Raw genomic sequence first — 22,268 nt, forward strand, 5'->3', positions numbered from 1 at the left:
GGGACTTCAGGACTCGGCGGGGAGGACTACCCCGCCGGGTTCGCCTTCACCGGCGCGACCTTGGTGCTGCCGGGGCGCAGCTCTTCCAGGACGCGGTTGGCGCCGTAGATCTTCTTGAGCGCCTCGATGATGGCCTCCGAGTGCACGGCCACCGTGCGGTTCACCGACTCGTCGAAGCCGTACTCGCCGCCCAGCGACTGGATGTTGCCGTCGAACACCAGGCCGACGATCTCGTGGTTCTTGTTCACCACGGGCGAACCGGAGTTGCCGCCGATGATGTCGTTGGTGGTGACGAAGTTCATCGGCGTGGTGCCGGTGACGATCTTCTCCGACTTCAGCCACGACTTGGGCAGCGCATACGGCTCCTGGCCCGTGGCGTGCTCGAAGGTGCCGGACATCTGGGTGATGGGGGCGACCTGCTGGCCCTCGTCCATGTAGCCCTTCACGGAACCGAAGGACACGCGCGGGGAGAAGGTCGCGTCCGGGTACTGGCTGGTGCCGTAGATGTCGAACTTCGCCTTGGCGACCAGCTCGCTGTTCTTCTTGATGATGGACTCGACGTCGTCCTCGAACTTCTTGCGGATGGCGCGGGCGTCCGCGTCCGTCAGGACGGCCAGCTGGACCATGGGGTCCTTGGACGCGTCCACGGCCTTCTTGCCGCCGTTCCAGAGCGCCTGGCGCGCCTTCGGGTCGAAGAGCTTCGTGCCCTTCACCACGCGGGTGGCGACCTGCTCCGGGGACTCCTTGCCCAGCACCTTCTTCACGAACGGGTGCTTGGCGCCCAGCTCCTCACGCATCTTGGTGAGGCCGAACGTCAGGCGGGCGATCTCCAGGTCCGCGTAGATGGGCGCGGGGCTGAAGAGCTGCGCCTTGAGGGCGGGCAGGTTGGCGTCGTTGAACTCGCGCAGCCGCTGGCCGTTGTCCTTGGGCAGCTCGTCGCCAGCGCGCACCAGCGCCCGGGCGGTGTGGAACAGGCTGGCGGACAGGCCCTGGCCCTGCTCGATGAAGTTCAGGTCCTTGCGGATGGTGAGCAACTGGGCCTCCGCCTTGGCGATCTCATCCCAGGCGGCGGCGTACTTCTTCTTCAGCTCGGGGTTCGCGTCGACCTTCTTGCGCAGCTCCTGCTCCGCGGCGACCTTGGAGGCGAAGAACTTCTTGTCGAGCAGCGCCTCGTGGCGGCCCTTGGACGCCTTCAGGCCGTTCTCCACGCCGAACAGCAGGTTGCTGGAGATGCGCTTCTGCTCGGGGCCACGCTTCTGGAACTCGGTGAGCACGCCGCGCAGCTCGGAGAGGTACATGAGCGTCTTGGGCAGGGCCACGTCGCGGGTGTACTCCAGCTCCGCGATGGTCAGCGCGCGCGAGGTGCGGCCCGGGTTGCCGGCCACGAACGTGAGGTCGTTCTCCTTCGCGCCGCCCTCGGACCACTTGAAGTAGTCCGGCGTCTTCACCGGCTGCTTGTCCTGGTAGACGCGCACGAAGGACACGTCCAGGTCGTAGCGGGGGAACTCGAAGTTGTCCGGGTCACCGCCGAAGAAGGCGATGGCGTGCTCCGGGGCGAACACCAGGCGCACGTCCTGGAAGCGGCGGTACTTGTACAGGTTGTACTTGCCGCCCTGGTACAGCGTGACGACGTCACAGCGCACCTTGTCGTCGCCGTTGGAACAGGCCTTCTCCGCCTTGGACATCTCCGCCTTCAGCGTGTCCGAGTACTGCTTGCCGGTCAGCGACGCGGTGGCCTTGTTGAGCTGCTCGGTGATGTCGGTGATCTCGACGAGCTGGTTCACCTCCATCGCCGGGCACTGCTTCTCCTCGCCCTGCGTCTTGGCGTAGAAGCCGTTGGCCAGGTAGTCCTGCTTCGCGGTGGACAGCTGCTCGATGCAGCCGCGCGCGCAGTGGTGATTGGTCATCACCAGGCCGTCCGGCGACACGAAGCTCGCCGAGCAGCCGCCGGCCAGACGCACCGCGCCCAGGCGCAGCTTGTCCATCCACTGCTGATCCGGCTGGAAGCCGTACTTCTCCTTCACCTTGGCGGCGGGGAAGTTGTTGAACGTCCACATGCCTTCATCGGCGAGCGCCGGGGCGGCACCCACGAGGGCGGCGATGACGACCAATCGCTTCATTGAATGGGATCCTTTCGGGCCGCGGGAAGGAGCTCCGCGGGGACGGGGCGTTTGTGGTGGATGCCCCAGCGTCGGTCAAGCTGGGAAAACGCCTCCGCCAGCCGCATAACGTACGAGCGCCTGAACGATTCCCTGGGACCCCCACCGGGCAGGCGCTTTCCCCACCCGCCGGGTCCCGACGCAGCGCGTCCGGACCCGCTCAGGCGGCCCGTGCGCGCGCCCACGCGCCCGGCGTGGTGCCCAGCACGGCCCGGAAATCCGCGATCAAGTGGGCCTGATCATAGTAGCCCACCCCGGCGGCGATGCTCCCCCAGTCCGGCCGGCCGCCCTGGGCGGTGGAGGCCTGGAGCGCGCGCTGGAGGCGGACGAGCCGCGCATAGGACTTGGGTCCCATGCCGAGCACGTCATCAAAAGCGCGGCGCAGGTGCCGTTCGCTCACGCCGAGCGTGCGGGCCAGGTCCGCGACGCGGGGGATGTCCCCGGGGCCGGTGAGCAGACGGACGCCGCGCCGCACGAGGTACGCGGCGGCCGGTTCGTAGACGTCGTCGCGGTGGAGCCGGTCCACGAGCGCGGATTCCAATGTGCGCAGGCGGGCCTGGGAGGAGGGGGCCTTCGCGAGCGCCTCGCGGAGCTTCGCGCCATCCGCCTTGCCCCAGAGCGTGTCGATGGAGCGCGACCGGTGGGCCAGCTCCGACATGGGCAGGCCGAAGAAGGGGTAGGCGCCGCCGGGCTTGAACTGTAGGCCCAGCGTGTCGGGAGGAACCTCCGACGGCGCCTTGCGCACCACCTGTTCGCGCGGCCCCAGGGCGTGCACGTCGCAGGTGGTGGAGGTGACGCGGACCACCAGCTCCACGGTGCCGTCCGGCACGCGGACGTAGTCGCCGTGGGAGGGACCGCGCCAGAGGACGCGCACGCGCTGGACGAAGCGGGACAGGTCGGCCCGGGGGGCCAGCGCGTTGTCGGGCGGAGCGGCCATGCGAAGGGAAGCATGGGCTGGCCGGGCCCGCGCTTCAACCCGGGGCCGGGGCGCATGGCCGATTCCTCCAATCGGGGACCGGGGCCCGGTCCGTACCTTGCCGGGCATGCGAATCCATCACCTCAACTGTGGAACCCTGTGTCCCGCCAGTGCCCGGTTCGTCACGGGCTCGGGCGGGCTGTTCGAGCGGGCCCGGATGGTCTGCCACTGCCTGCTGCTGGAGACGCCCCGGGGGCTCGTGCTCGTGGACACGGGCCTGGGGACCCGGGACGTGCAGGACGCGCGGGGGCGGCTGGGACAGCGCTTCCTGCGACGGAACACGCCCCGGTTGGACCCGGCGGAGACGGCGCTGGCCCAGGTGCAGCGGCTGGGCTTCCGGCGCGAGGACGTCCGGCACATCGTGCCCACGCACCTGGACCTGGATCACGTCGGAGGCCTGGCGGACTTCCCGGACGCCCAGGTCCACATCTTCGCGGACGAGCACGCCGCGGCGGTGGTGCCCCCGGTGGCGGGCGCGAGGCACGGCTACAAGCCGGCGCAGTGGGCCCACGGACCAAAGTGGAGCCGGTATGCGGTGGACGGCGAGCGCTGGTTCGGCTTCGAGTCGGTGCGGGTGATTCCAGGCCTGGACGAGGAGGTGCTGCTGGTGCCCCTGACGGGCCACACGGCGGGCCACTGCGGCGTCGCGGTGAAGGGGCCCGGAGGCTGGATGCTGCACGCGGGGGACGCGTACTTCAGCCACCACGAAGTGGACCCGGTGGCGCCGCGAAGTCCGTGGGGCCTGGCGCTGTTCCAGCGGCTATACTCCGAGGACAACGCCGTGCGCCTCCAGAACCAGGAGCGCCTGCGCGGCCTGGTGCGCGCGCATGGGCACGAGGTGAAGGTGTTCTCCGCGCACTGCGCCGTGGAGTTCGACCGGATGCGTGCGTGAGGGTGGGGGCGGTAGCATGGCGGGACCTTGCGACGCGCTCTGCTCTTCGGCTCCCTCTTGTGGTCGCTGTCCTCTGCCTCCGCCGCTGAACCCGCCCGGGTCCAGGTCTTGAAAGCCGCCCGCCTCTTCGATGCGAAGGCGGGGAAGGTCGTCACCCCGGGTGTGGTGGTGGTGTCGGAGGGACGGGTGGTGGGCGTGGGCCCGAAGGCGCCGGTGCCGGAGGGCGCGAGCGTCGTGGACCTGGGCGACGCCACGTTGCTGCCGGGCTTCATGGACGCGCACACGCACCTGACGGTGGAGCCCGGTCCGGACTGGCGGAAGGACCTGGTCGACAGCTTCCAGCGCACCATCCCTGAGCAGACGCTGGACACGCTGCCGTGGGCGCGAGCGACGCTGATGGCCGGCTTCACCACCGTGCGCAACCTGGGCGCGGAGGACTTCATCGACGTGGGCCTGCGCAACGCCACCGCGCGAGGCATCGTGGTGGGGCCGCGCATCCTCGCGGCGACGTCCAGCCTGAGCTCCACGGGCGGGCACTGTGACTACGGCAACTCGTTCCGCAAGGGACTGCTGGCCCACGACGCGAGCCCCGGCGTGGCGGATGGCCCGGACGCGCTGCGCGCCAGGGTGCGCGAGAACGTGAAGTACGGCGCGGACGTCATCAAGGTCTGCGCCACGGGAGGCGTGATGAGCCTCAACGCGGACCCGGACGCGCCGCAGTTCACCCAGGCGGAGCTGGACGCGGTGGTGGACGAAGCGCACGCGCACCGGCGCAAGGTGGCCGCGCACGCGCACGGCGCGGAAGGGGCGAAGCGGGCCATCCGCGCGGGAGTGGACTCCATCGAGCACGGCACGCTGATGGACGATGAGGGCGTGGCGATGATGAAGCAGAAGGGCACCTGGTACGTTCCCACGGCCTTCGCGTTCTTCGGAATCAAGGAACTGGCGGACCAGGGCAAGCTCCCGGCGGACACGGTCGCCAAGCTGCGAGCGGTGGACAAGCGGCGGGAGCACGTGCTGCGCAAGGCGATCTCCCTGGGCGTGCGCATCGCGTTCGGCACGGACGCGGGCGTGTTCGCCCACGGGCGCAACGCGGAGGAGTTCGCGCTGCTGGTGCAGGCGGGGCTCACACCGGCGGAGGCCCTACGCACCGCCACGGTGAACACGGCGGAGCTGCTCGGGGTGTCGGACAAGCTGGGGACGCTGGAGCCGGGGAAGCTGGCGGACGTGATCGCCGTGCCGGGCAATCCGCTCCAGGACATCCGCGCGACGCAGAAGGTCTTCTTCGTGATGAAGGAAGGCGTCATCCACCGAGATGACTCAGCGGCCGGCTCACGCGCCGCGCCATGAAGACTACGGCCCCAGTCGCCAGGCCGACCGTCCGCGTCACGTGCCGGGCCAGCGCGCCCCCGGGCCGCGAGCTCCGCGAACCTGTCCGACTGTCGGACAGGTTTTTCGCCTGCCGGGCCCGCGACCTCGGCCCCCGGGCGACAGGAACCTGTCCGACTGTCCGACAGGTTTTCAGTGTCCGCCGGACCGGCGCAGCCCCGGGTTCGGGAGGCGCGAACCTGTCCGACAGGGTCTCACTGTCCGCTGGGCTGGCGCTGCCCTGGGCCACGGGCGCAGCGAACCTGTCCGACTGTCGGACAGGTTTTCCATCTTCCGGCGGGACGAGCGCGCCCCCGGGCCGCGGGCATCGCGAACCTGTCCGACAGTCGGACAGGTTTTGGCGCACGGTGCTCCTGGCGGGCGGGTTTGCGTCATGGCGGCTGTTTGCGCAGCGCGCCATGGGGCTCACTTTCGGATGAGGACGTCGCTCAGCAGGAAGTCGAGGGTGTTCCCCGTCAGCCAGCGTTCGCTCACGCCCGCGAAGTCCGGCTCCGCTTCGGCGTCGGCCTGGCGCCAGAGGTCCTCCAGGCGGTAGCGCGCGGCGGTGCAGTAGACGTCCGCCAATGCGTCGGCCTGGGGTTGGCCGCGTGAAGCCAGGGCCGACGCGTGGGCCAGCGTGACGGACATCGTGAACAGCTCGTTGCAGAGCTGGTTCATCAGGATGAGCGTCCGCTGCTTCGCGTGCAGGGCCCCCGCGTCCGGATGGCGGCGCGACAGGTCCAAGCTTCGCTTCGCGAGCCGATGCACCTCCCGAGCCGTGTGCTGGAGATGCTCGCGGTTGCGAGGGGACAGGTGCTCCTCCTCGGGGAGCGGGGCCGGGGGCGACTCCAGCTCCGCCGCGTGAGAGGCCATCGGGTAATAGAGTGAGAAGAGGCCCTCCCTCGCGGCCTTGTGGTCCACCAGGAAGTCCACGCCTCCCGCGACCCGGAAGGCCCGGGCATCTCGCAACGTGCGCTCCATCGGGACCGGCGTGGCACCCCGGGCGGCCTTGCTCTCGGACGTCTCGTAGCCTTCGGCGGCGAGCAGCGACATCGTCCGGTCGGTGATCCGCGCGCACGTCAGGGACGCGATGTTCTTGGCCGCCACCTGTTCGAACCAGCGCAGGGGCAGGGTGTCCGCCGTCACGCCCGTGAGGCTCCAGCGGGCCACGCTCTCCATGGCGAAGACCTCCGCCGCCGTGGCGGACACCTGACGCTGGATCTCGTCGAAGTCCCCGAGCCTGCGCCCCTGGGCGAGCCGCCGATGAAGGAACCCGCGCGACCACTGGAGGCACTTCTTGGAGAGCGCCAGCGACGCGGCCACGATGATGTACATGCGGCCCAGGGCGCTGAGCGGCTCCAGCAATGGCGTGTTCCGCCAGTGCTCCTGCGACATCGCGAGCATCCGCTCCTTCGGCACCCGCACGTTGTCGAAGCCCAGCGCGGCGATGGGCAGGCCTCGCAGGCCCATCAGGCTGTGCTCGGCCCGGACGTGGAAGCCGGAGCTGGAGGTCTCCACGAAGAAGAGGCTGATCTGCTCACGGCCGTCCTCCTGGAGCGTCGCGGTGACGTTCAGCAGATCCGCGATGGAGCCGTTGCCGATGAACACCTTCTCCCCGTTGAGGACATACGCCGCTCCGTCCTCCGTGGGCACGGCCGTGGTGGACGCGCGCCGCACGGAGGCTCCAATGGGCTCCGTGTCGGCCCAGCCGGAGATGACTCCGTCGGCGACGCGGCCTCGGACGTAGTCCTTGAGGGGACCGTCCTGCACGGCCTCGATGATGGCTCCCGCGCCCAGGCCGCTGTGGATGGCCAGCGTGTAGCCCACCGGCAGGCACACGCTCATCACGGCCTCGATGACGCGGAACGTGTTCAGCATGGAGAGGCCCCGGCCTCCCAGTTCCCGCTCCACCTGGAGCTTGTAGTAGCCGCGTGAGCGCAGGGCCTCGCGCAGCTCCGGTGGAATGCGGCCCGTGCGCTCAATCTCGTCCGGGTCCACGTGCTCCTGGAGGAACTGCTCGACCTCCGCGATGACGGCGTCACCTTGACGGCGTTCCTCGGCGTCCTGTTCGGGGAACGCGCGGACGAGATCCCAGCGGAGCCTCCCCGCGAAGAGCTGGCCCAGAAAGCCCTCGCGGCTGCGGGTGGCGGGGTGCAGTGGCTCGTGGCTCATGGGGTTGGCGTCCTTCTGGAGAGGGTCTCCGCGATGAGGCGCAGGAGGGTGGACTTCGGTTCTGGGTCGCGAAGGTAGAAGTGCCCACCGGGCAGCAACTGGAGCGCGAAGGGCCCGGAGGTGTGGAGGCTCCACGGCTCCAACTCGGCGCGGGTCAGGTCGTCCTGGATGCCGCCCGTGACGGTCATCACGCAGGCGAGGAGGGCTCGCTCCTGGTGCCGGTGGGACTCCACGAGCCGTAGGTCCGCTCGCAGGCCGGGGAGAATGAGCTCGCGCAGCTCTTCGTCCTCGCGCAGTTCGTGGATCAGCTCGCCGTAGGTGGGCTCCAGGGCGGTGAGGAGTCCGTCCTCGTCCAGGTGGCTCGAGGGGATGCCTCGTGGCGGGAGCTGTGGGGCCGGAGCCGCGGAGAGGAACAGCGCGGTGGGCGGCACCCGGCCCAGGTCGCGCAGGCGGCGGGTCGTTTCGAAGGCCACGACCGCGCCCAGGCTGTGACCGAAGAACGCGAAGGAGGATCCGAAGTCCACCGCTTGCACCAGCGCATCCACCAGTGCGTCCAGTTGGGTGAACGGGGCTTCTTCCGCCCGAGCCCCTCGCCCCGGAAGCTGCACGCCCCAGACCTCGATGTCCGGGAGCAGGTCCGCCCATCGGACGTACTCACCCACGGAGCCGCCGCTGTGCGGGAAGCAGAAGAGGCGCACGGAGGCTTCCGGGCGCCGGATGCGGCACGCGAGCCAGGGAGAAGTCGCCGTCATGCCGGGGCCGACTCCGCGATGAACCGGGTCAGGCGGGCCACGGTGGGCGCGCGGAAGAGGGCCTTCACCTTGAGGGGCGTGGCGACATGCGGGCGCAACCGCGCGATGACCTGCGCCGCCATCAACGAGTCGCCGCCCAGCGCGAAGAAGTTGTCGTGAAGCCCGACGCGGGGCAGCCCCAGCACCTCCGCGAACGCGGTGGCGACCCTGCGCACGACTTCGTCCTCGGGCAGCTCCGGCACCGCCGTGGTCTCAGGTTCGGGCGGCGGTGAAGCAGGCGCGTCGACGAGGTAGCGCTGACGGTCGAATGGATACGTGGGCAGAGGCACCCGGCGACGAGGAGCGCCCCCATGAAGTCCCTGCCAGGAGATCGCGACGCCCGCGCTCCACAGGCGCCCCGCGGCGGTGAGCGCGCTGACCGCATCGGACGTGTTGTCCGAGGGATGGGGCAGGGTGGCCACCGTGAGGTGCGGCCCCGAGCCCGGGTGCTGGCGCGCCAGCGTCGCCAGGGTTCTTCCGGGTCCGATCTCCAGGAACACGGCGGGCGGACCCGCGAACAACGTGTCGAGCGCGTCGCCAAAGCGCACGGTGTGGCGGAGGTGCGCGGCCCAGTAGGCCGGGTCCACGGCCTCCTCCGCGGTGACCGCCACACCCGTCCGGTCGGAGATCCACGGGAGCTGGGGCGGACGCCGTTCGACGCGCTGAACGAAGGCGGTGAACGCGGCCAGGGACGGCTCGACGAGCGGCGAATGTCCCGCGCCCGGGATGCGCAGCAGCTTCGACTCCACACCGCGCTCCATCAGTCGCGCCTGGAGCGCTTCGATCTCCGTCGCGGGGCCAGACACCGCGCACTGCGCGGGACCGTTCACGGCCGCCAACGCGAGTCCTCCGTGAAGCAGGGGCGCCAGCTCCGACTCGGGCAGTGGCACGGCCAGCATGGCGCCGGAGGGCAGGCTCGCGAGGATGCGCGAGCGCTCCAGGACCAGCCGCAGCGCGTCCTCCAGCCGGAACACCCCGGCCACCGTGGCCGCGGCATAGGCCCCCAGGCTGTGACCCACGACCGCCGAGGGCTGAACGCCCCAGCGCTTCCACAGCCGCGCCACCGCGTACTCGATGATGAACACGGAGAGCTGGCCGGTGACGAACTCGCCCATCCGGACAGAGGCCTGCTCCAGCGCGGCGGCATCCGTGGGATCCGGATGGAGCACCGTCCCCAGGTCGAACCCGAGGAGCGGCGTCAGGTGCGCACGGCACGCGTCCACGGCCTCGCGGAACGCCGGCTGCGAACCGTACAGCTCCCGGCCCATGCCCACGTGCTGCCCACCGTGGCCGGGGAACATGAACACCACCTGGCGCTCGCCGGCCTCGTGGTGCGCGGAGCCGTCCTGCTCCGACAGGGCGCGAAGGACCTCCACGGTGTCCTGGCCCACCGCGAACGCCCGGTGCTTGTGAGCGCCGCGTCCCATCTGGAGCGTCCAGGCGACGTCACCCAGCTCCACTTCCGGATGCGCGCGCAGGTGTCCTCCGAGCCGCTCCACGGCACGGGCCAGTGAAGCGGGCCTGTGGGCCGACAGCACCATCAACTGCGGCGTGCGCGAACGCTCGGAGGCGGGCAGGGTGGGGGCCTCCTCCAGCACGGCGTGCGCGTTGGTGCCGCCAATGCCCAGCGAACTGACGCCGGCCCGCCTCGGATGACCGCTGGTGTTCCAGTCCCGCAGCTCCGTGTTCACGCGGAAGGGGCCGTGCTCGAAGTCGATCTCCGGGTTGGGCCGTTCGAAGTTCAGACTCGGTGGCAGCTTCCGGTGCTCCAGCGCGAGCACCGTCTTGATGAAGCCCGCCACACCCGCCGCCGCGTCCGTGTGGCCGATGTTCGTCTTCACCGAACCCAACCAACAGGACCGGGGCTCGCGGGCACCGAAGGCCTTCGTCAGCGCGGCGACCTCGATGGGATCTCCCAGCCGCGTGCCGGTGCCGTGCGCCTCCAGGTAGCTGATGCTCGCGGGGTCCACGCCCGCGGCATGCAGGGCGGTCTCGATGACGCGGGACTGGCCCTCTACACTCGGCGCGGTGAAGCCGATCTTCCCGGCGGCGTCGTTGTTGACGGCGGTGCCTCGGAGGACGGCGCGGAGGGTGTCCCCATCCTCCAGCGCATCCGCGAGCCGCTTGAGCACGACGATCCCCGCGCCGTTGCTGCCCACCGTGCCCTGTGCCCGAGCATCGAATGCACGGCAGCGCCCGTCCGGGGACAGCGGCCCACCTTCGCTGTAGTGACCGAACCGGGGCGGCACATGTACCGACGCGCCGCCCGCGAGCGCGATGTCACAGTCCCCCGCGAGCAGCGCCTGCGCGGCCAGGTGGATCGCGACCAGGGACGTGGAGCACGCGGTCTGCACCGTGACGGCCGGCCCGCGAAGCCCCAGCTTGTAGGCCACGCGGCTGGTGAGGAAGTCCACGCCCGTGGCCAGCCGGAGCTGCCAGTCACTCGCACCCGCCAGCAGGTCCCTCCGGGCCCGCAGCGCGGACAGGTAGTCCGTCTCACTGCCACCCGCGTAGATGCCAATGGCGCCCCGGTACCGGGCCGGATCATACCCGGCATCCTCCAGCGCCTCCCGCGCGCACTCAAGGAACACCCGGTGCTGCGGGTCCAGCATCAGCGCTTCCTGCGGCGACATGCCGAAGGCCTGCGCGTCGAACCGGTCCGCATCCGTGACGAGACCGAACGCGGGCACGGCTTCGCCCACGGCGCGCTCGGTGGGAGGCTCGGCGCAGGGCTGTCCGTCCGGACCGAAGAAGGTGATGGACTCGACGCCGCCGGCCAAGTTGGACCAGAACTCCGCGGCGTTGGCCGCACCGGGAAGCCGGCACGACAGGCCCACCACCGCGAGGTGCGCCGAGCGGTCCTCTTCCTCCATCACGTCGAGCGGCGCGCTCATTCCACTTCCTCCCGCGAGCGGTCCGACGACAGCCGGCCCTGACGCCCCAGCAGGCGCGCACGGCCACTGCGCCGTTGCTCCTGGCGCTGCGCCTGCGCGGCCTCGGCCTCTCCACCATCGTCCCGGCCCTGGAGATGCCCCGCGAGCGCGCGGACGGTGGGGAACTCGAACAGCGTCACCATGGGCACGTCATGGCCCATGCGGTGCTTCAGCAGGTACTGCACCTGCGCCAGCAGCAGCGAATGGCCACCGAGGTCGAAGAAGTTGTCCTCCGCGCCCACGTGCTCCAGGCGCAGCGTCTCGCACCAGATGCCGGCGATCCGCTGTTCAGCCTCGTTCGCGAGCGGGACCCGGGGCGCCTGGGTTCCGGGCGTGGGTTCGGGCAGCGCCCGTTCATCCACCTTGCCACCATGGGTGAGCGGCAGCGCCTTCAGCTCCACGTACGCGGAGGGGATCATGTACGCCGGCAGCTCGTGCGACAGGTGCTCGCGCAGCCGCGCAGGTGTGGGCACGGCCTGTCCCGCCAGGGGCACCAGATATCCGACCAGTTGGGGCGCGCCACCGGGAGGGCTCCACGCCCGGACGTGCGCCTCCGCGAGTCCTGGATGCGTGCGCAGGCGGACAGCGACCTCCGCGGGCTCCACGCGGAAGCCCCGGATCTTGAGCTGCGCATCCATGCGGCCCAGGAACTCGAGCGTCCCGTCCGCACGGCACAGGACCCGGTCGCCCGTGCGGTACATGCGCGCGCCTGGATGTGTCGCGTACGGGTCGGGGACGAAGCTCGCGGCGGTGAGGTCCGGGCGGTTCAGATAGCCGCGCGCCACACCGGCACCGCCGATGTACAGCTCTCCCGCGACGCCCAGGGGGACAGGTTGCAGCTCCGCGTCCAGGACATGGGCCGTGGTCCCGTCGATGGGCCGGCCGATGTCAGGCAGAGTTTCGAAGGACCCCGAGGGCAGCACCTCGCCGGAGGTGGCCGTCACGGTGGCCTCGGTGGGGCCGTACTGATTGAACATCCGCCACGGGAGTCCGGGCACGGGACGCGCGTGGAGCCGGTCTCCACCCGCGAGCACCGTGCGCAACTCACACGACGCCGGCCATGGCAGCGCGAGCAGACGTTCCGCGAGCGCGGTGGGCAGGTCCGTGAAGGTGATGTGCTCGGAGAGGAGCCAGGCCTGGAGCCGCTCCGGGGACAGGCGCACGTCCTGTCCGGGGACATGCAACGTGGCACCCGCGGTGAGGGCAGGCCAGAGCTCCGCGACGGACGGATCGAACGCGGGCGAGTAGAGCAGCGTGGTGCGGCTGTCCGCCGTCAGGTTGAACGCGCGCCGGTGCCACCCGACGAGGTGGGCCAGTGCGCCGTGCTCCACCACCACGCCCTTGGGGGCGCCCGTGGAGCCAGACGTGTACATGACGTAGGCCCGCTGTCCGGGCCGATCCTCCGTGGGCAGACCACCCTGCGGCGTACCAGGGCCATGGAAGGACTCGATGCGCACGCGCTCCACCGTGGCAGGGAGCCGTTCCGCGAGCGGCCCGGTGGTAACAACATGACGCACGCCTGCGTCCGCCAGGATGAGCGCGATGCGTTCAGCCGGATGTTCCGGATCCAGGGGCAGGAAGGCGGCTCCGGACAGCATCACGCCCAGCTCGGCCGTCACGAGCTCCACGCCACGAGGCGCGCAGACGCCGACAACCGACTCCGCGCCTGCACCGTGCGCGTGAAGATGCTCGGCGAGCAGCGTCGCGCGCCGGACGAGCTCCGCGTAGGTGAGGGTGCCTGCCTCGTCGCGCACGGCAATGGCGTCAGGGGTCCGCAGGGCCTGCGCCAGGACCTGCTGATGCACGGACGGATCCGCGCTGAGGGGCTTCGTGGAGCCATTCGCCAGGAGGACCTGTCGCTCCGCGTCCGAAAGCATCGGCAGTCGCGACACCGGCACTCCGGGACTGGCCACCGCGGCCTCGATCAACCGGAGGAAGTGCGCGGCCATCCGCTCCATGGTCGAGCGGTCGAACAGGTCCCGGTTGTACTCCCAGATGAGCGAGATGCGCGCGTCACCGCGCTCGCGGTCGCCCAGGTGCCGGCCCGCGTGCGGAATGGCGACGACGTCCAGGTCCACCTTCGACGACCCGTTGCCCCGCTCGAAGATGGTGCACGAGGCATCCCCCAGCCGGGGGCTCCGCACCGCGGAGTCATGGAAGCTGAACATGGCCTGCACGAGCGGGTTGCGGCTGGGGTCACGCTTCACGCCCAGGGCTTCGATCAGCTTGAGGAACGGATACGTCTGATGCTCGGCCGCCGCCACGGTGAGGTCCCGCACCTGACGGACCAGCTCGCGGAACGTCGGCGCGCCGGAGACGTCACACCGGAGGACCACGGCGTTGACGAACATCCCGATGACATTCTCGATGTTCCGGACGCCGGCCCGGGCCGCGAACGCCGAACCGATGCACAGGTCCTGCTCGCCGGTGTAGCGGTGCAGCAGCGTGGCGAAGGCGGCGAAGAGGGCGTTGAAGAGCGTCACGCCCTCCTGCTGGCAGAACGCGCGCAGGGCGCCGGGCAGGGCGGGCGGCAGCTCCAAGCGAAGCAGGTCACCATTGAACGTCTGCACGCGGGGACGCGGATGGTCGGTGCGCAGCGGCAGCACCTCCGGAGCACCGGCCAGCCGCTTCCGCCAGAAGTCGAGCTGGGTCTTCATGGCCGGGCCGTCGAGCGCCTCGCGCTGCCACGCCGCGAAGTCGCGGTACTGCACGGGGAGCTCCGGGAGCGGCGAGGACTCTCCACGCAGATACGCGTTGTAGAGCGCGTCCAACTCCCGCATCAGCACGGAGAACGACACGCCGTCGTGTACGACGTGATGCTCCACGAGGACCAGTTCGTGATCGTCCTGAGCCAGGCGCACCACGGTCCAGCGCACGAGCGGCGGTTCGAAGAGCGACAGGGGCCGCCGCAGCTCCTGGCGGAGCGCCTCTTCACGCCGCTGTTCACGCTCGACCGGGGGCAGCTCGGACAGGTCGATCAACGGGACCCGCACCGGCGTCACGGGGAGGACGCGCTGCCACGGCCGGCCGTCTACTTCTTCGTAGGTCGTCCGCAGCAGCTCATGGCGCCGGGTGATCTCCGTCAGCGCGCGTTCGAGCACCGCCAGGTCCAGGCCGCCCAGTACGCGGAGGGTCGTCTGCGCCTGGTAGGAGATGCTGCCGGGGGACAGCTTCTGGAGGAACCAGACCTGCTCCTGCTGCACGGACAGGGTGGCCCGTTCGGGGTCGGCGACGCGGACCACGGGCGGCAACACGTCCTTCGCGGGAGCAGTTCGAAGCACGGCCGCCAGTTGGGAGATCCGGCGGTGCGCGAAGAGCTCCGTCAGCGACAGCGGGAGCCCCAGCACCTCGGCGACCCGTGCGGTGATCCGTGTGGCCAGCAGCGAGTGGCCACCCAGCTCGAAGAAGTCGTCCTCGATGCCGACCTGCTCCAGGCGCAGCTCCTCCTGCCACACCTGGACGAGCCCACGCTCCAGCTCCGTGCGAGGCGCGACGTAGGCGCTGCTCCGGGTTGTATCGGGCATCGGCAGCGCCCGGACGTCGACCTTGCCGGTGGGACCCAGGGGGAGGGCGTCCACGACGACGAAGGTCCGGGGGAGCATGGCCTCGGGGAGCCAAGCGCGGAGGTGCTCGCGGAGCTGCTCCGTCCCTGGAACGGCCCGAGCGTCCTTCGGCGCGAACCACGCCACGAAGAAGACGTCCCGATCCTCGGTGCCACGAGCCAGGACGTGCGCGGCGCCGACGTGCGGATGGGTCAGCAGCGCGGCGGTGATCTCCGCGGGCTCGATGCGGATGCCTCGGACCTTCACCTGCCGGTCGGAGCGGCCATGGAACTCCAGCGTTCCATCCGGTAACCGGCGGCCCAGGTCGCCCGTGCGGTACAGCCGTTCGCCGCCGAAGCGGGAGAAAGGATCCGGAATGAAGCGGTCCGCGGTCAGGTCCGGCGTGCCCACGTAACCGCGAGCCAGTCCGGGGCCGCCGATGAACAGCTCCCCGGTCTCGCCATCCGCTACGCGCCGCAGCGCCGGATCGAGGACATGCACCTCCACACCGCCAATGGGACGGCCAATGGACGGCAGCCGCTCCCCGGTCGATGCGTCGCCAGGAGGGACGACACCGGACGTGCTGTAGATGGTGCACTCGGCGGGGCCGTAGCCGTTCACGAACTGGAACGGCAGCCCGGGCCTGGGGTGCAGGTGCAGCCGGTCGCCGCCGGTGAGGATCAGGCGCAGGGCACAGGACTCGGGCCAGGACAGCGGGAGGACGCGTTCGGCCAGCGGCGTGGGAAGGAAGACGCAGGTGATGTCCCGCGCCAGGAGCCAGTCCTGGAGCCGCTGGGGCGACAGGCGGGTCTCCTCGTCGGGCGGCAGCTCCAGCCGAGCCCCCGCCGCCAGCGACGGCAGGAGCGTCATGACGAAGGCGTCGAAGCCGACCGAAGCCACCACGCCGATGCGATCCGCGGGCGACAGGCCGAACGTGTCGAGGTGGTACTCCGTGAAGGCGGACAGCGCCCGGTGGCTGATCATCACGCCCTTGGGCAGCCCGGTGGACCCCGAGGTGTGGATCACATACGCGAGGTGATCCGGTTGGACTGCGACGCCCGGGTTCACGTCCGGGAACGACTGGAGCGCCAGTGCCTCCGGAGCCAGGACCTGGACGCCGTCCGCCGCGAGCCGCTCGACGGACGGGCCCGTGCCGATGACGAAACGGGCCCCCGCGGAGACGGCCATGTATCGCAGGCGTTCAGGAGGGGAGGATGGGTCCAGGGGGAGCCAGGCGGCTCCGGCCTTGAGGACGCCCAGGACGGACGCGACCAGCTCCACGCTTCGCGGAAGGCAGACGCCCACGAGGAGGTCCGGTCCGGCGCCCCGGGCGATCAGCGCATGGGCCACCCGGTTCGCGTGCGCATTCAGCGCGGCGTGGGTGAGGGAGCGGGCCCTGGAGGCAACGGCGATCTGGGAGGAAAGTTCGGTCGCTCGTCGCTCGACGAGCTGATGGACGGGGGGCAGCAAGAATCCTCCAACCGGCGCCGCACCCGTCCGAAGAAAATCAAGCGTTTAGCGGATTTGGGCCGTTTTCAGGATTTTACATGACCCGGTGAAACACCGTGAGACACGTCGGGTGTTTCAGGAGCCCGGGACCCGCACGACGCCAATGATGGCCTCGGCGTCGATGTAGCCGAGCTGCCGCGAGTCCTGGGTGTTCTCGGCGTTGTCTCCCGACACCACCACCTTGCCGGGCGGGACGCGCGTCTGGCTGTCAGCGCCAATCTTCGGCCAAGCCCAGTCCGGTACCGGATCTCCCGCGACGGCGGCCACCCGCTTGATGAGATAGGGCGGGTCCTCCGCGTTCATCACCGCGAGCCGCTCCGCGGGCTGCATGAAGACGATGACGTCCGAGCGCGCGTAGCCGCCGTCTCCCGCCCGGCGCCTCGCGAGGAGTTGCTGCCCGTCGCGCAGCGTGGGCGACATGCTGTTGCCCCGCACCGTGATCACGAGCCAGCGGCGCCGGGCCCAGGCCGTGAGCGCGGCGCCCGCCACCAGGAGCCCCGCACCCACGCCCATCGCCGAGAGCATCACGCGACCTCCCGCGATGTGGACCGGGAGGCAACGCGCTCGTCCTGATAGCCGCTGGCCTGAAGGGTGAACAGGCGTGCGTACTCGCCACCCGCGGCCATCAGCTCGTCATGCGTGCCCTGCTCGATGACGCGGCCGTCGGAGAGGACATAGAGCCTGTCCGCGCTCCGTAGCGCGCTCATCCGGTGGGAGATGAGCAGCCGCGCTCGGCCCGCGCCGTGGCGCTCGAGCGTCTGGTGGATGTGGAACTCCGCGGCCGCGTCCAACCCGGAGCTGGGCTCGTCCAACACCAGCAGGTCCACGTCCTCGCGCATCAATGAGCGGGCCAGCGCCACCCGCTGCCACTGGCCTCCGGAGAGCGACACGCCCGCTGGCGCGTCGTCGTCCTCTCCCGCGAAGACGCGGCTCAGCAGCGTGTCGTAGCCCGCGGGCAGCGAAGCGAGCGTGGCGTCCATCTCCGCCAGCCGCGCCACGTCTCGGATCCGCGCGCCGTCCTTCATCCGGGCCACGTCTCCCAGGCCGATGTTCTCCGCCGCGCTGAAGTCGTAGGTCATGAAGTCCTGGAAGGTCGCCGTCATCCGCGCCCAGAGCGCCGGCGCATCCAGCTCCCGTACGTCCACGCCGTCCCAGAGGATCTGCCCTCGCTCCACGTCGTAGAAGCGGCACAGCAGCTTCACCAGGGTGCTCTTCCCCGCGCCATTGACGCCGACGAGCCCCACCGATCCACCCGCCGGAATGAAGACGTTCACGCCGCGCAAGACCCATGGGCCGTTGGCGTCGTAGCGAAACCAGACGTCGCGCAGCTCGATGCCATGTCGCAGCGGCGCCACCGGACGCGAGGGCCCCGCCGCGCGGACCGGAAGCTCGATGATGTCGAGGTAGTTCTTGAACGTCTGGATGCTGCGGCTCGCGAACTCGATCTGCGAGAGCAGCCCGTTGAAGGCGCTCTGGATGCCCGACACCGCCGCGAGGAAGAGGGCCACGTCCCCGAGCTGGAGCTGCCCCCGGATCGCCCCGCGCGCGACGATGAAGGCTCCCACCGAGGCCACCGCGGCCGTGAGCAGCGACAGCGCCGCCTGCACGCCCAACCCCTTGCGCGTCACGGCCAGCTCCTGGGTCGACGCCTTACGCAGCGACGACACCATCCGCTCCAGCAGCAGATCCCCCAGGTTGAACAGCCGGCTCTCCTTGGCCGCCCGCACGTCCACCAGCAGCAACCGGTAGAAGTCACTCCAGCGGTACGTGGGCACGAGCGCCGCGGTCAGCTCCACCATCCACCGGCTGCGCGCGAGCTGCGCCGCCAGCGCCACGCCTCCGGCCAGCAACAACAACAACGCCATGGGCGGGGACACCATCAGCACCACGGCGCTCAGCGTCCCCACCGACACCAGCGTGCGCACCATGGCGCGCACGAACTCGGCGAGCTGCTGGGGCGCGTCCTGGGCGGCCTCCTTCGCGAGCCGGAGCCGGCCGTGGAAGGCGGGGTCCTCGAAGTGGCGCAGGCCCTCCAGCGCCACCACCTTCGCGAAGAGGGTGCGCTCGACCTCGATGGTGACGCGCCAGCGGATGACCCCGGCCAGGTACTCGGTGACGTTGAGCACCGCCATGGCGCCGCCCGCGACGGCTGCGGCGCCCACCGCGAGCGTGAGCGCCCGCTGCGAGTCGGCGAGCGCACCACGGCTCAGCTCGTCCAGCAGTTGCTTGGTGAGCCACCCGCCCACGGCCGCCACGGAGCCGGTGCACAGCGTGAGCGCGAAAGCGAAGGCCGACGCCAGCGGAGCCGAGCGCCACTGGAGCACCACGGCCGCGCGCACCGTGCGCAGCACCTCACGCACGAGCCTCCGCGCGTTCCGCGGCCCGGTCATGGCAGGACTTCGTGCACGAAGTGCCCCGCGGCCGTGACCACGCCCTTGTCGACGAGCACGAGGGTAGGGTAGCCGGCCTGCTTGACCGCCCGAGTGATGGAGTCCCCATCACTCAGGTACGCCACCCGGGCCACCTGCTTCAGCGACGCCCCGAGCGAGACCACGTCCGGGTCCCCGGGGCTCCCCTCGATGAACGCCAGGATCGGCATTCCGGGCGGCGACGCGATGAGCTTCTCGCGCACCGACGAGCAGGGGCGGCAGCCGGGCGTGAAGAAGCCAATCAGGGTCTGCCCGTCGGCGAGGATGGCATCCGTCACGGAGTCGCCCTCCACCGTGGTGGCCTCGAAGCTGCCCACCTTGTCGCCTTCCAGGGGCAGGGCCGGATCCCGGGTGGGGACCTGGTTGGCCACCGTCTCCTGGAGTGTCCGCAGCCGGCCGATGAGCGCGAGCGTCAGCAACAGGTTGAGCACCACCAGCACGGCCAGGATGGCGCCACCCACGACAAGAATCTCAACCATCGTCTTTCTCAGCTCCTTCGGGCTCGCGAAGACGCGGCGATGGGCGCCGGTCCGCGAAGCAGGAACACCAGATCGTCCCAACGCGTGACGAAGATTCCCGCCAGCACGCCGGCCGTCCCCGCGATGGCCCCCATCGCCACCGTCACGGGCGCGCCCGACGCCGCGTGGCTCACGGCACCCACGGCGGTGACGGCCAGCAGCAGGACATTGCGCACCAGGTGCGCCGCGCCCACGGGGGTATTGCTGGCGCCAAAGCACCGGCAGGCCACCTTGCCGCCCCGGCGCAGCACCCATGCGATGCCCAGCGTGAAGCTCCCCAGGAGCGCCAGCGCCAGCGCATAGCCCGCGGCCACGTTCAAGAGCAGCAGGACCGCGGACGCGGCCTCCGCGAGGATCAAGAAGGCCGCGAGCGGCGAGCCCACCAGGGAGGGCGGAAGGCCGAAGTTCCCAAGCGTCTGGATGAAGTCCTCGAAGGGCTTGCGTCCGCGCGCCTTGCCGAAGGCGGCGACCACGAACACCAGGGACAGCATCAGACGACACGCCAGATTGACCGCGCTCAATGGAAGAGGTCCCAGGGACAACGGCTGGACGCCACGAAGGCGCGTCCAGCCGCGGTCATGAAGCAGAGGTCACTTGCAGCCGACGGACGCGACGCAGGTGCCGTAACAGTTGTGGACCTTGCCCTTGGTGGAGCAGCACTCGCCGTTGGAGGGCACGCAGGCGCCAGCAGGAGCCTCGGACAGGAACAGCTTCAGAAAGCGGTCGCTCAGCGTCTTGAGGATCTTCATGGGTGTGGTCCTTTCGGGACGCGTTGAGAGGGGGGTGAACAACATCCACTCAAACGCGATGCGAACGTTACCGCTCGAAGGTTCCGCAGCGAAAGGGGGCTTTCGCGCAATCTTGGTATTTGAGGATTAACGCGGCGCGCCTTGCGCGGCACGGCTGGACGCGGTGCAGCACGTCCAGCCGTGGCCGTGATGCGGGAATCAGCAGACGGTCGACTTGGTGCAGACGCCATAGCAGTTGTGGCTCATGCGCTTGGTGTTGCAGCACTCGCCATGGTTGATGACGCACGCACCGGCGGAGACCTCGGACAGGAACAGCTTCAGAAAGCGGTCGCTCAGCGTCTTGAGGGTCTTCATGGTGTGGTCCTTTCGGTATGCGTTGAGAGGGTTTCTCCACGCGACGCGAACGTTACATCCCAAAGGTTTGTCACGAGAACAGCCCATCCAGTTCTCTCAGAAAAAAGCGGATAACGCACTGCAAGATTGACTTCGCGGGAGCGGCGCACGGCGACCAGGCTTTACGCATCGCCCCGCGCCCGTTTCATCGCCCGAGCGAGCGCCTCGACCATGCGCGGTCCGGTCGCGAAGCCGCTCGCGAGCACCTCGATGCCGGCGCCGCCACGGAAGAGCACGGTCGGGAACCCGCTCACGCCCAGGGCTCTGACCTCCTGGAACTCGTTCGCCGTCGCCCGCTTCGCGTCCGCATGCTCGAACCGGTTCAGGAACACCTTGAAGTCGAGGCCGTGCGCGGCACAGATGCTCTCGTAGAAGGACGCCACGGTCGGGTCCTCTCCATCGGCGTAGAATTTTCGCTGGATGGCGGCGAATACCGCGTACGCGCGCGGCTCCGGTCCCGGCAGCTCCTCGAGCATCCCGCGCATGACGAGGAACGCGCGGCACGCAGGCTCGGTGTCGTAGTTGAACACCGGCCGGTCGAGGAACCGGGTGGAGAACGGCTGCCCGGTGCGCGCGGCAATTTCCTCCCAGTGATGGCGCAGAAAGCCTTTGAACCGCTCGTTCCAGGGGTCTCCGCCTCCCGCACGGAGCCCGCCCACCCGGATGCGGAAGGGGATGCCCCGACGGCTTGCCTCCGCCTCCAGTTGGAGAAGGCCAGGCGAGACGCCCCAGCACCAGGAGCACATCGGGTCCCCCACATAGAGCACCTCTCCCGCGGCTCCCTCGTCGCCCGACCCGGCGCTCTTCTGGACCACGCCGGGGAGCGCGCACGTCCCGGTCTCCGAATCACACAGAGCCTGTGCGTCAGGGGTCGTCTCGTTCTCGTTTCTCATGGCCAGCTCCTGGTGACGGTCATTGGCACACCCGGAGAGATAGTCCCAACCCCCTGCGTTGACGATTCGCGTGGACGCGCACAGCATGTGCGTTCATGCACATCCCCTGGGACGACCTGCAGACGGTGGAGGCGCTGGTGCGCACGGGGAGCGTCGTGGGCGCGGCGCGCGAACTCTCGCTGCGCCACTCGTCCATCTCGCGGCGGGTGGACGCCCTCGAGCGCACGCTCGGGGTGCCGCTCTTCCTGCGTGGGGCGACGCTGCGCCCGACACCGCTCGGCCTCGCCATCGCCGAGCGCGCGGGCCGCATGCGCCCCCTCGCCGTGGACGTGGGGGCGCTCATCGAGGAGCAGCGCCGGACGCGCGCAGGCCGGCTCGTCATCACCACGAACGAAGTGCTGGCGTCCCTGCTGTTCGGCGCGCTGCGCACGTGCGGATTCACGCAGCGAGTCCAGGTGCGCATCTCCGAGAACGAGCTGGCGCTGGAGCCCGGGGTGACGGATCTGGCCTTGCGACCGAGTCACACGCCGGGCGGGGCGCTGCGGGGACGGCAACTGGGGAGGCTGCGGCTCGGAGTGTTCCGGGCGCGGGCAGCCAAGCAGGACCCGGCAGCGTGGGTCCTGCCGTCCGGGAACCTGCGCACCCGTTCCTCCATGCGCTGGTGGAAGGCGGTCCCCGAGGAAGCGGAGTCCCTCGTGGAGTGTGACACGCTGCTCGGCATCAGGGATGCCTGCGTCGCGGGCCTGGGGCAGAGCGTGCTCCCGGCGCTGCTCGCCGAGGGAGACCCGCGACTGGTGCTGGAGAAGGAGCTCCCGGGCGGCCCACCGGTGTGGCTGCTGTCCGCCGCTACCCGGCGCGCGGACGCGGCGCTCCGGCGGGCTCGGGAGTCACTCTCCGAAGCCCTCCGGAGCGCCCCAGGCGTGTGGGAGGACTGAGGTCCTCGT

General features: G+C 70.2%; 16 protein-coding genes. 3 read left to right on the forward strand and 13 right to left on the reverse strand.

Features of this window, described 5'->3' with window-relative positions; all coding sequences use genetic code 11:
- Positions 1–26: 26 nt before the first annotated feature.
- A complete protein-coding gene (locus JYJ93_RS23205; RefSeq protein WP_206794729.1) occupies positions 27–2,120 on the reverse strand; it encodes a S46 family peptidase in 2,094 nt (697 codons plus the stop codon).
- A gap of 199 nt (positions 2,121–2,319) precedes the next feature.
- Positions 2,320–3,096 carry an AraC family transcriptional regulator gene (locus tag JYJ93_RS23210; protein WP_206794731.1) on the reverse strand — a complete coding sequence of 259 codons (777 nt, stop codon included), beginning with the start codon at positions 3,094–3,096 and terminating at the stop codon, positions 2,320–2,322.
- Between the two features lie 106 nt (positions 3,097–3,202).
- Between JYJ93_RS23210 and JYJ93_RS23215 the strand changes: the two genes are divergently transcribed.
- Positions 3,203–4,027, forward strand: coding sequence for an MBL fold metallo-hydrolase (locus JYJ93_RS23215; protein WP_206794733.1), 825 nt, complete (start codon positions 3,203–3,205; stop codon positions 4,025–4,027).
- A gap of 27 nt (positions 4,028–4,054) precedes the next feature.
- Complete coding sequence (locus JYJ93_RS23220; protein WP_206794735.1) at positions 4,055–5,377, forward strand: amidohydrolase family protein; 1,323 nt, start codon at positions 4,055–4,057, stop codon at positions 5,375–5,377.
- A 444-nt stretch (positions 5,378–5,821) separates the two neighbouring features.
- Here the strand turns inward: JYJ93_RS23220 and JYJ93_RS23225 are convergent, their stop codons facing one another.
- The 11 genes from JYJ93_RS23225 to JYJ93_RS23275 form a co-directional block, all read right to left on the reverse strand.
- Positions 5,822–7,567 carry an acyl-CoA dehydrogenase family protein gene (locus JYJ93_RS23225; protein ID WP_206794736.1) on the reverse strand — a complete coding sequence of 582 codons (1,746 nt, stop codon included), beginning with the start codon at positions 7,565–7,567 and terminating at the stop codon, positions 5,822–5,824.
- On the reverse strand, positions 7,564–8,319 hold the full coding sequence (locus tag JYJ93_RS23230) for an alpha/beta fold hydrolase (RefSeq protein ID WP_206794738.1): 756 nt from the start codon (positions 8,317–8,319) through the stop codon (positions 7,564–7,566). The genes JYJ93_RS23225 and JYJ93_RS23230 overlap by 4 nt, the downstream gene beginning before the upstream one ends.
- Positions 8,316–11,252: a type I polyketide synthase gene (locus JYJ93_RS23235; RefSeq protein WP_206794741.1), complete on the reverse strand. Its 2,937-nt coding sequence runs from the start codon at positions 11,250–11,252 to the stop codon at positions 8,316–8,318. The genes JYJ93_RS23230 and JYJ93_RS23235 overlap by 4 nt, the downstream gene beginning before the upstream one ends.
- Positions 11,249–16,303, reverse strand: coding sequence for a non-ribosomal peptide synthetase (locus tag JYJ93_RS23240; RefSeq protein ID WP_206794743.1), 5,055 nt, complete (start codon positions 16,301–16,303; stop codon positions 11,249–11,251). Before JYJ93_RS23240 ends, JYJ93_RS23235 begins: the two co-directional genes overlap by 4 nt.
- Before the next feature lie 114 nt (positions 16,304–16,417).
- Positions 16,418–16,867 carry a S26 family signal peptidase gene (locus JYJ93_RS23245; protein WP_206800425.1) on the reverse strand — a complete coding sequence of 150 codons (450 nt, stop codon included), beginning with the start codon at positions 16,865–16,867 and terminating at the stop codon, positions 16,418–16,420.
- Entirely contained in the window at positions 16,867–18,732 is a 1,866-nt protein-coding gene (locus tag JYJ93_RS23250) for an ABC transporter ATP-binding protein (RefSeq protein WP_206794745.1), read from the reverse strand. Before JYJ93_RS23250 ends, JYJ93_RS23245 begins: the two co-directional genes overlap by 1 nt.
- Positions 18,729–19,250: a hypothetical protein gene (locus tag JYJ93_RS23255; protein WP_206794746.1), complete on the reverse strand. Its 522-nt coding sequence runs from the start codon at positions 19,248–19,250 to the stop codon at positions 18,729–18,731. Before JYJ93_RS23255 ends, JYJ93_RS23250 begins: the two co-directional genes overlap by 4 nt.
- A gap of 8 nt (positions 19,251–19,258) precedes the next feature.
- Positions 19,259–19,831, reverse strand: coding sequence for a MauE/DoxX family redox-associated membrane protein (locus JYJ93_RS23260; protein WP_347402702.1), 573 nt, complete (start codon positions 19,829–19,831; stop codon positions 19,259–19,261).
- Between the two features lie 48 nt (positions 19,832–19,879).
- On the reverse strand, positions 19,880–20,038 hold the full coding sequence (locus tag JYJ93_RS23265) for a hypothetical protein (protein WP_171427344.1): 159 nt from the start codon (positions 20,036–20,038) through the stop codon (positions 19,880–19,882).
- Between the two features lie 198 nt (positions 20,039–20,236).
- On the reverse strand, positions 20,237–20,392 hold the full coding sequence (locus tag JYJ93_RS23270) for a hypothetical protein (RefSeq protein ID WP_206794750.1): 156 nt from the start codon (positions 20,390–20,392) through the stop codon (positions 20,237–20,239).
- A 161-nt stretch (positions 20,393–20,553) separates the two neighbouring features.
- On the reverse strand, positions 20,554–21,324 hold the full coding sequence (locus JYJ93_RS23275; protein WP_206794752.1) for a DsbA family protein: 771 nt from the start codon (positions 21,322–21,324) through the stop codon (positions 20,554–20,556).
- A gap of 95 nt (positions 21,325–21,419) precedes the next feature.
- Between JYJ93_RS23275 and JYJ93_RS23280 the strand changes: the two genes are divergently transcribed.
- Entirely contained in the window at positions 21,420–22,259 is an 840-nt protein-coding gene (locus JYJ93_RS23280) for a LysR family transcriptional regulator (RefSeq protein WP_206794754.1), read from the forward strand.
- Positions 22,260–22,268: the final 9 nt, after the last annotated feature.

Origin of the sequence: Corallococcus sp. NCSPR001 (assembly GCF_017309135.1) — a bacterium.
In the GTDB taxonomy this organism is placed as follows: Bacteria; Myxococcota; Myxococcia; order Myxococcales; family Myxococcaceae; genus Corallococcus.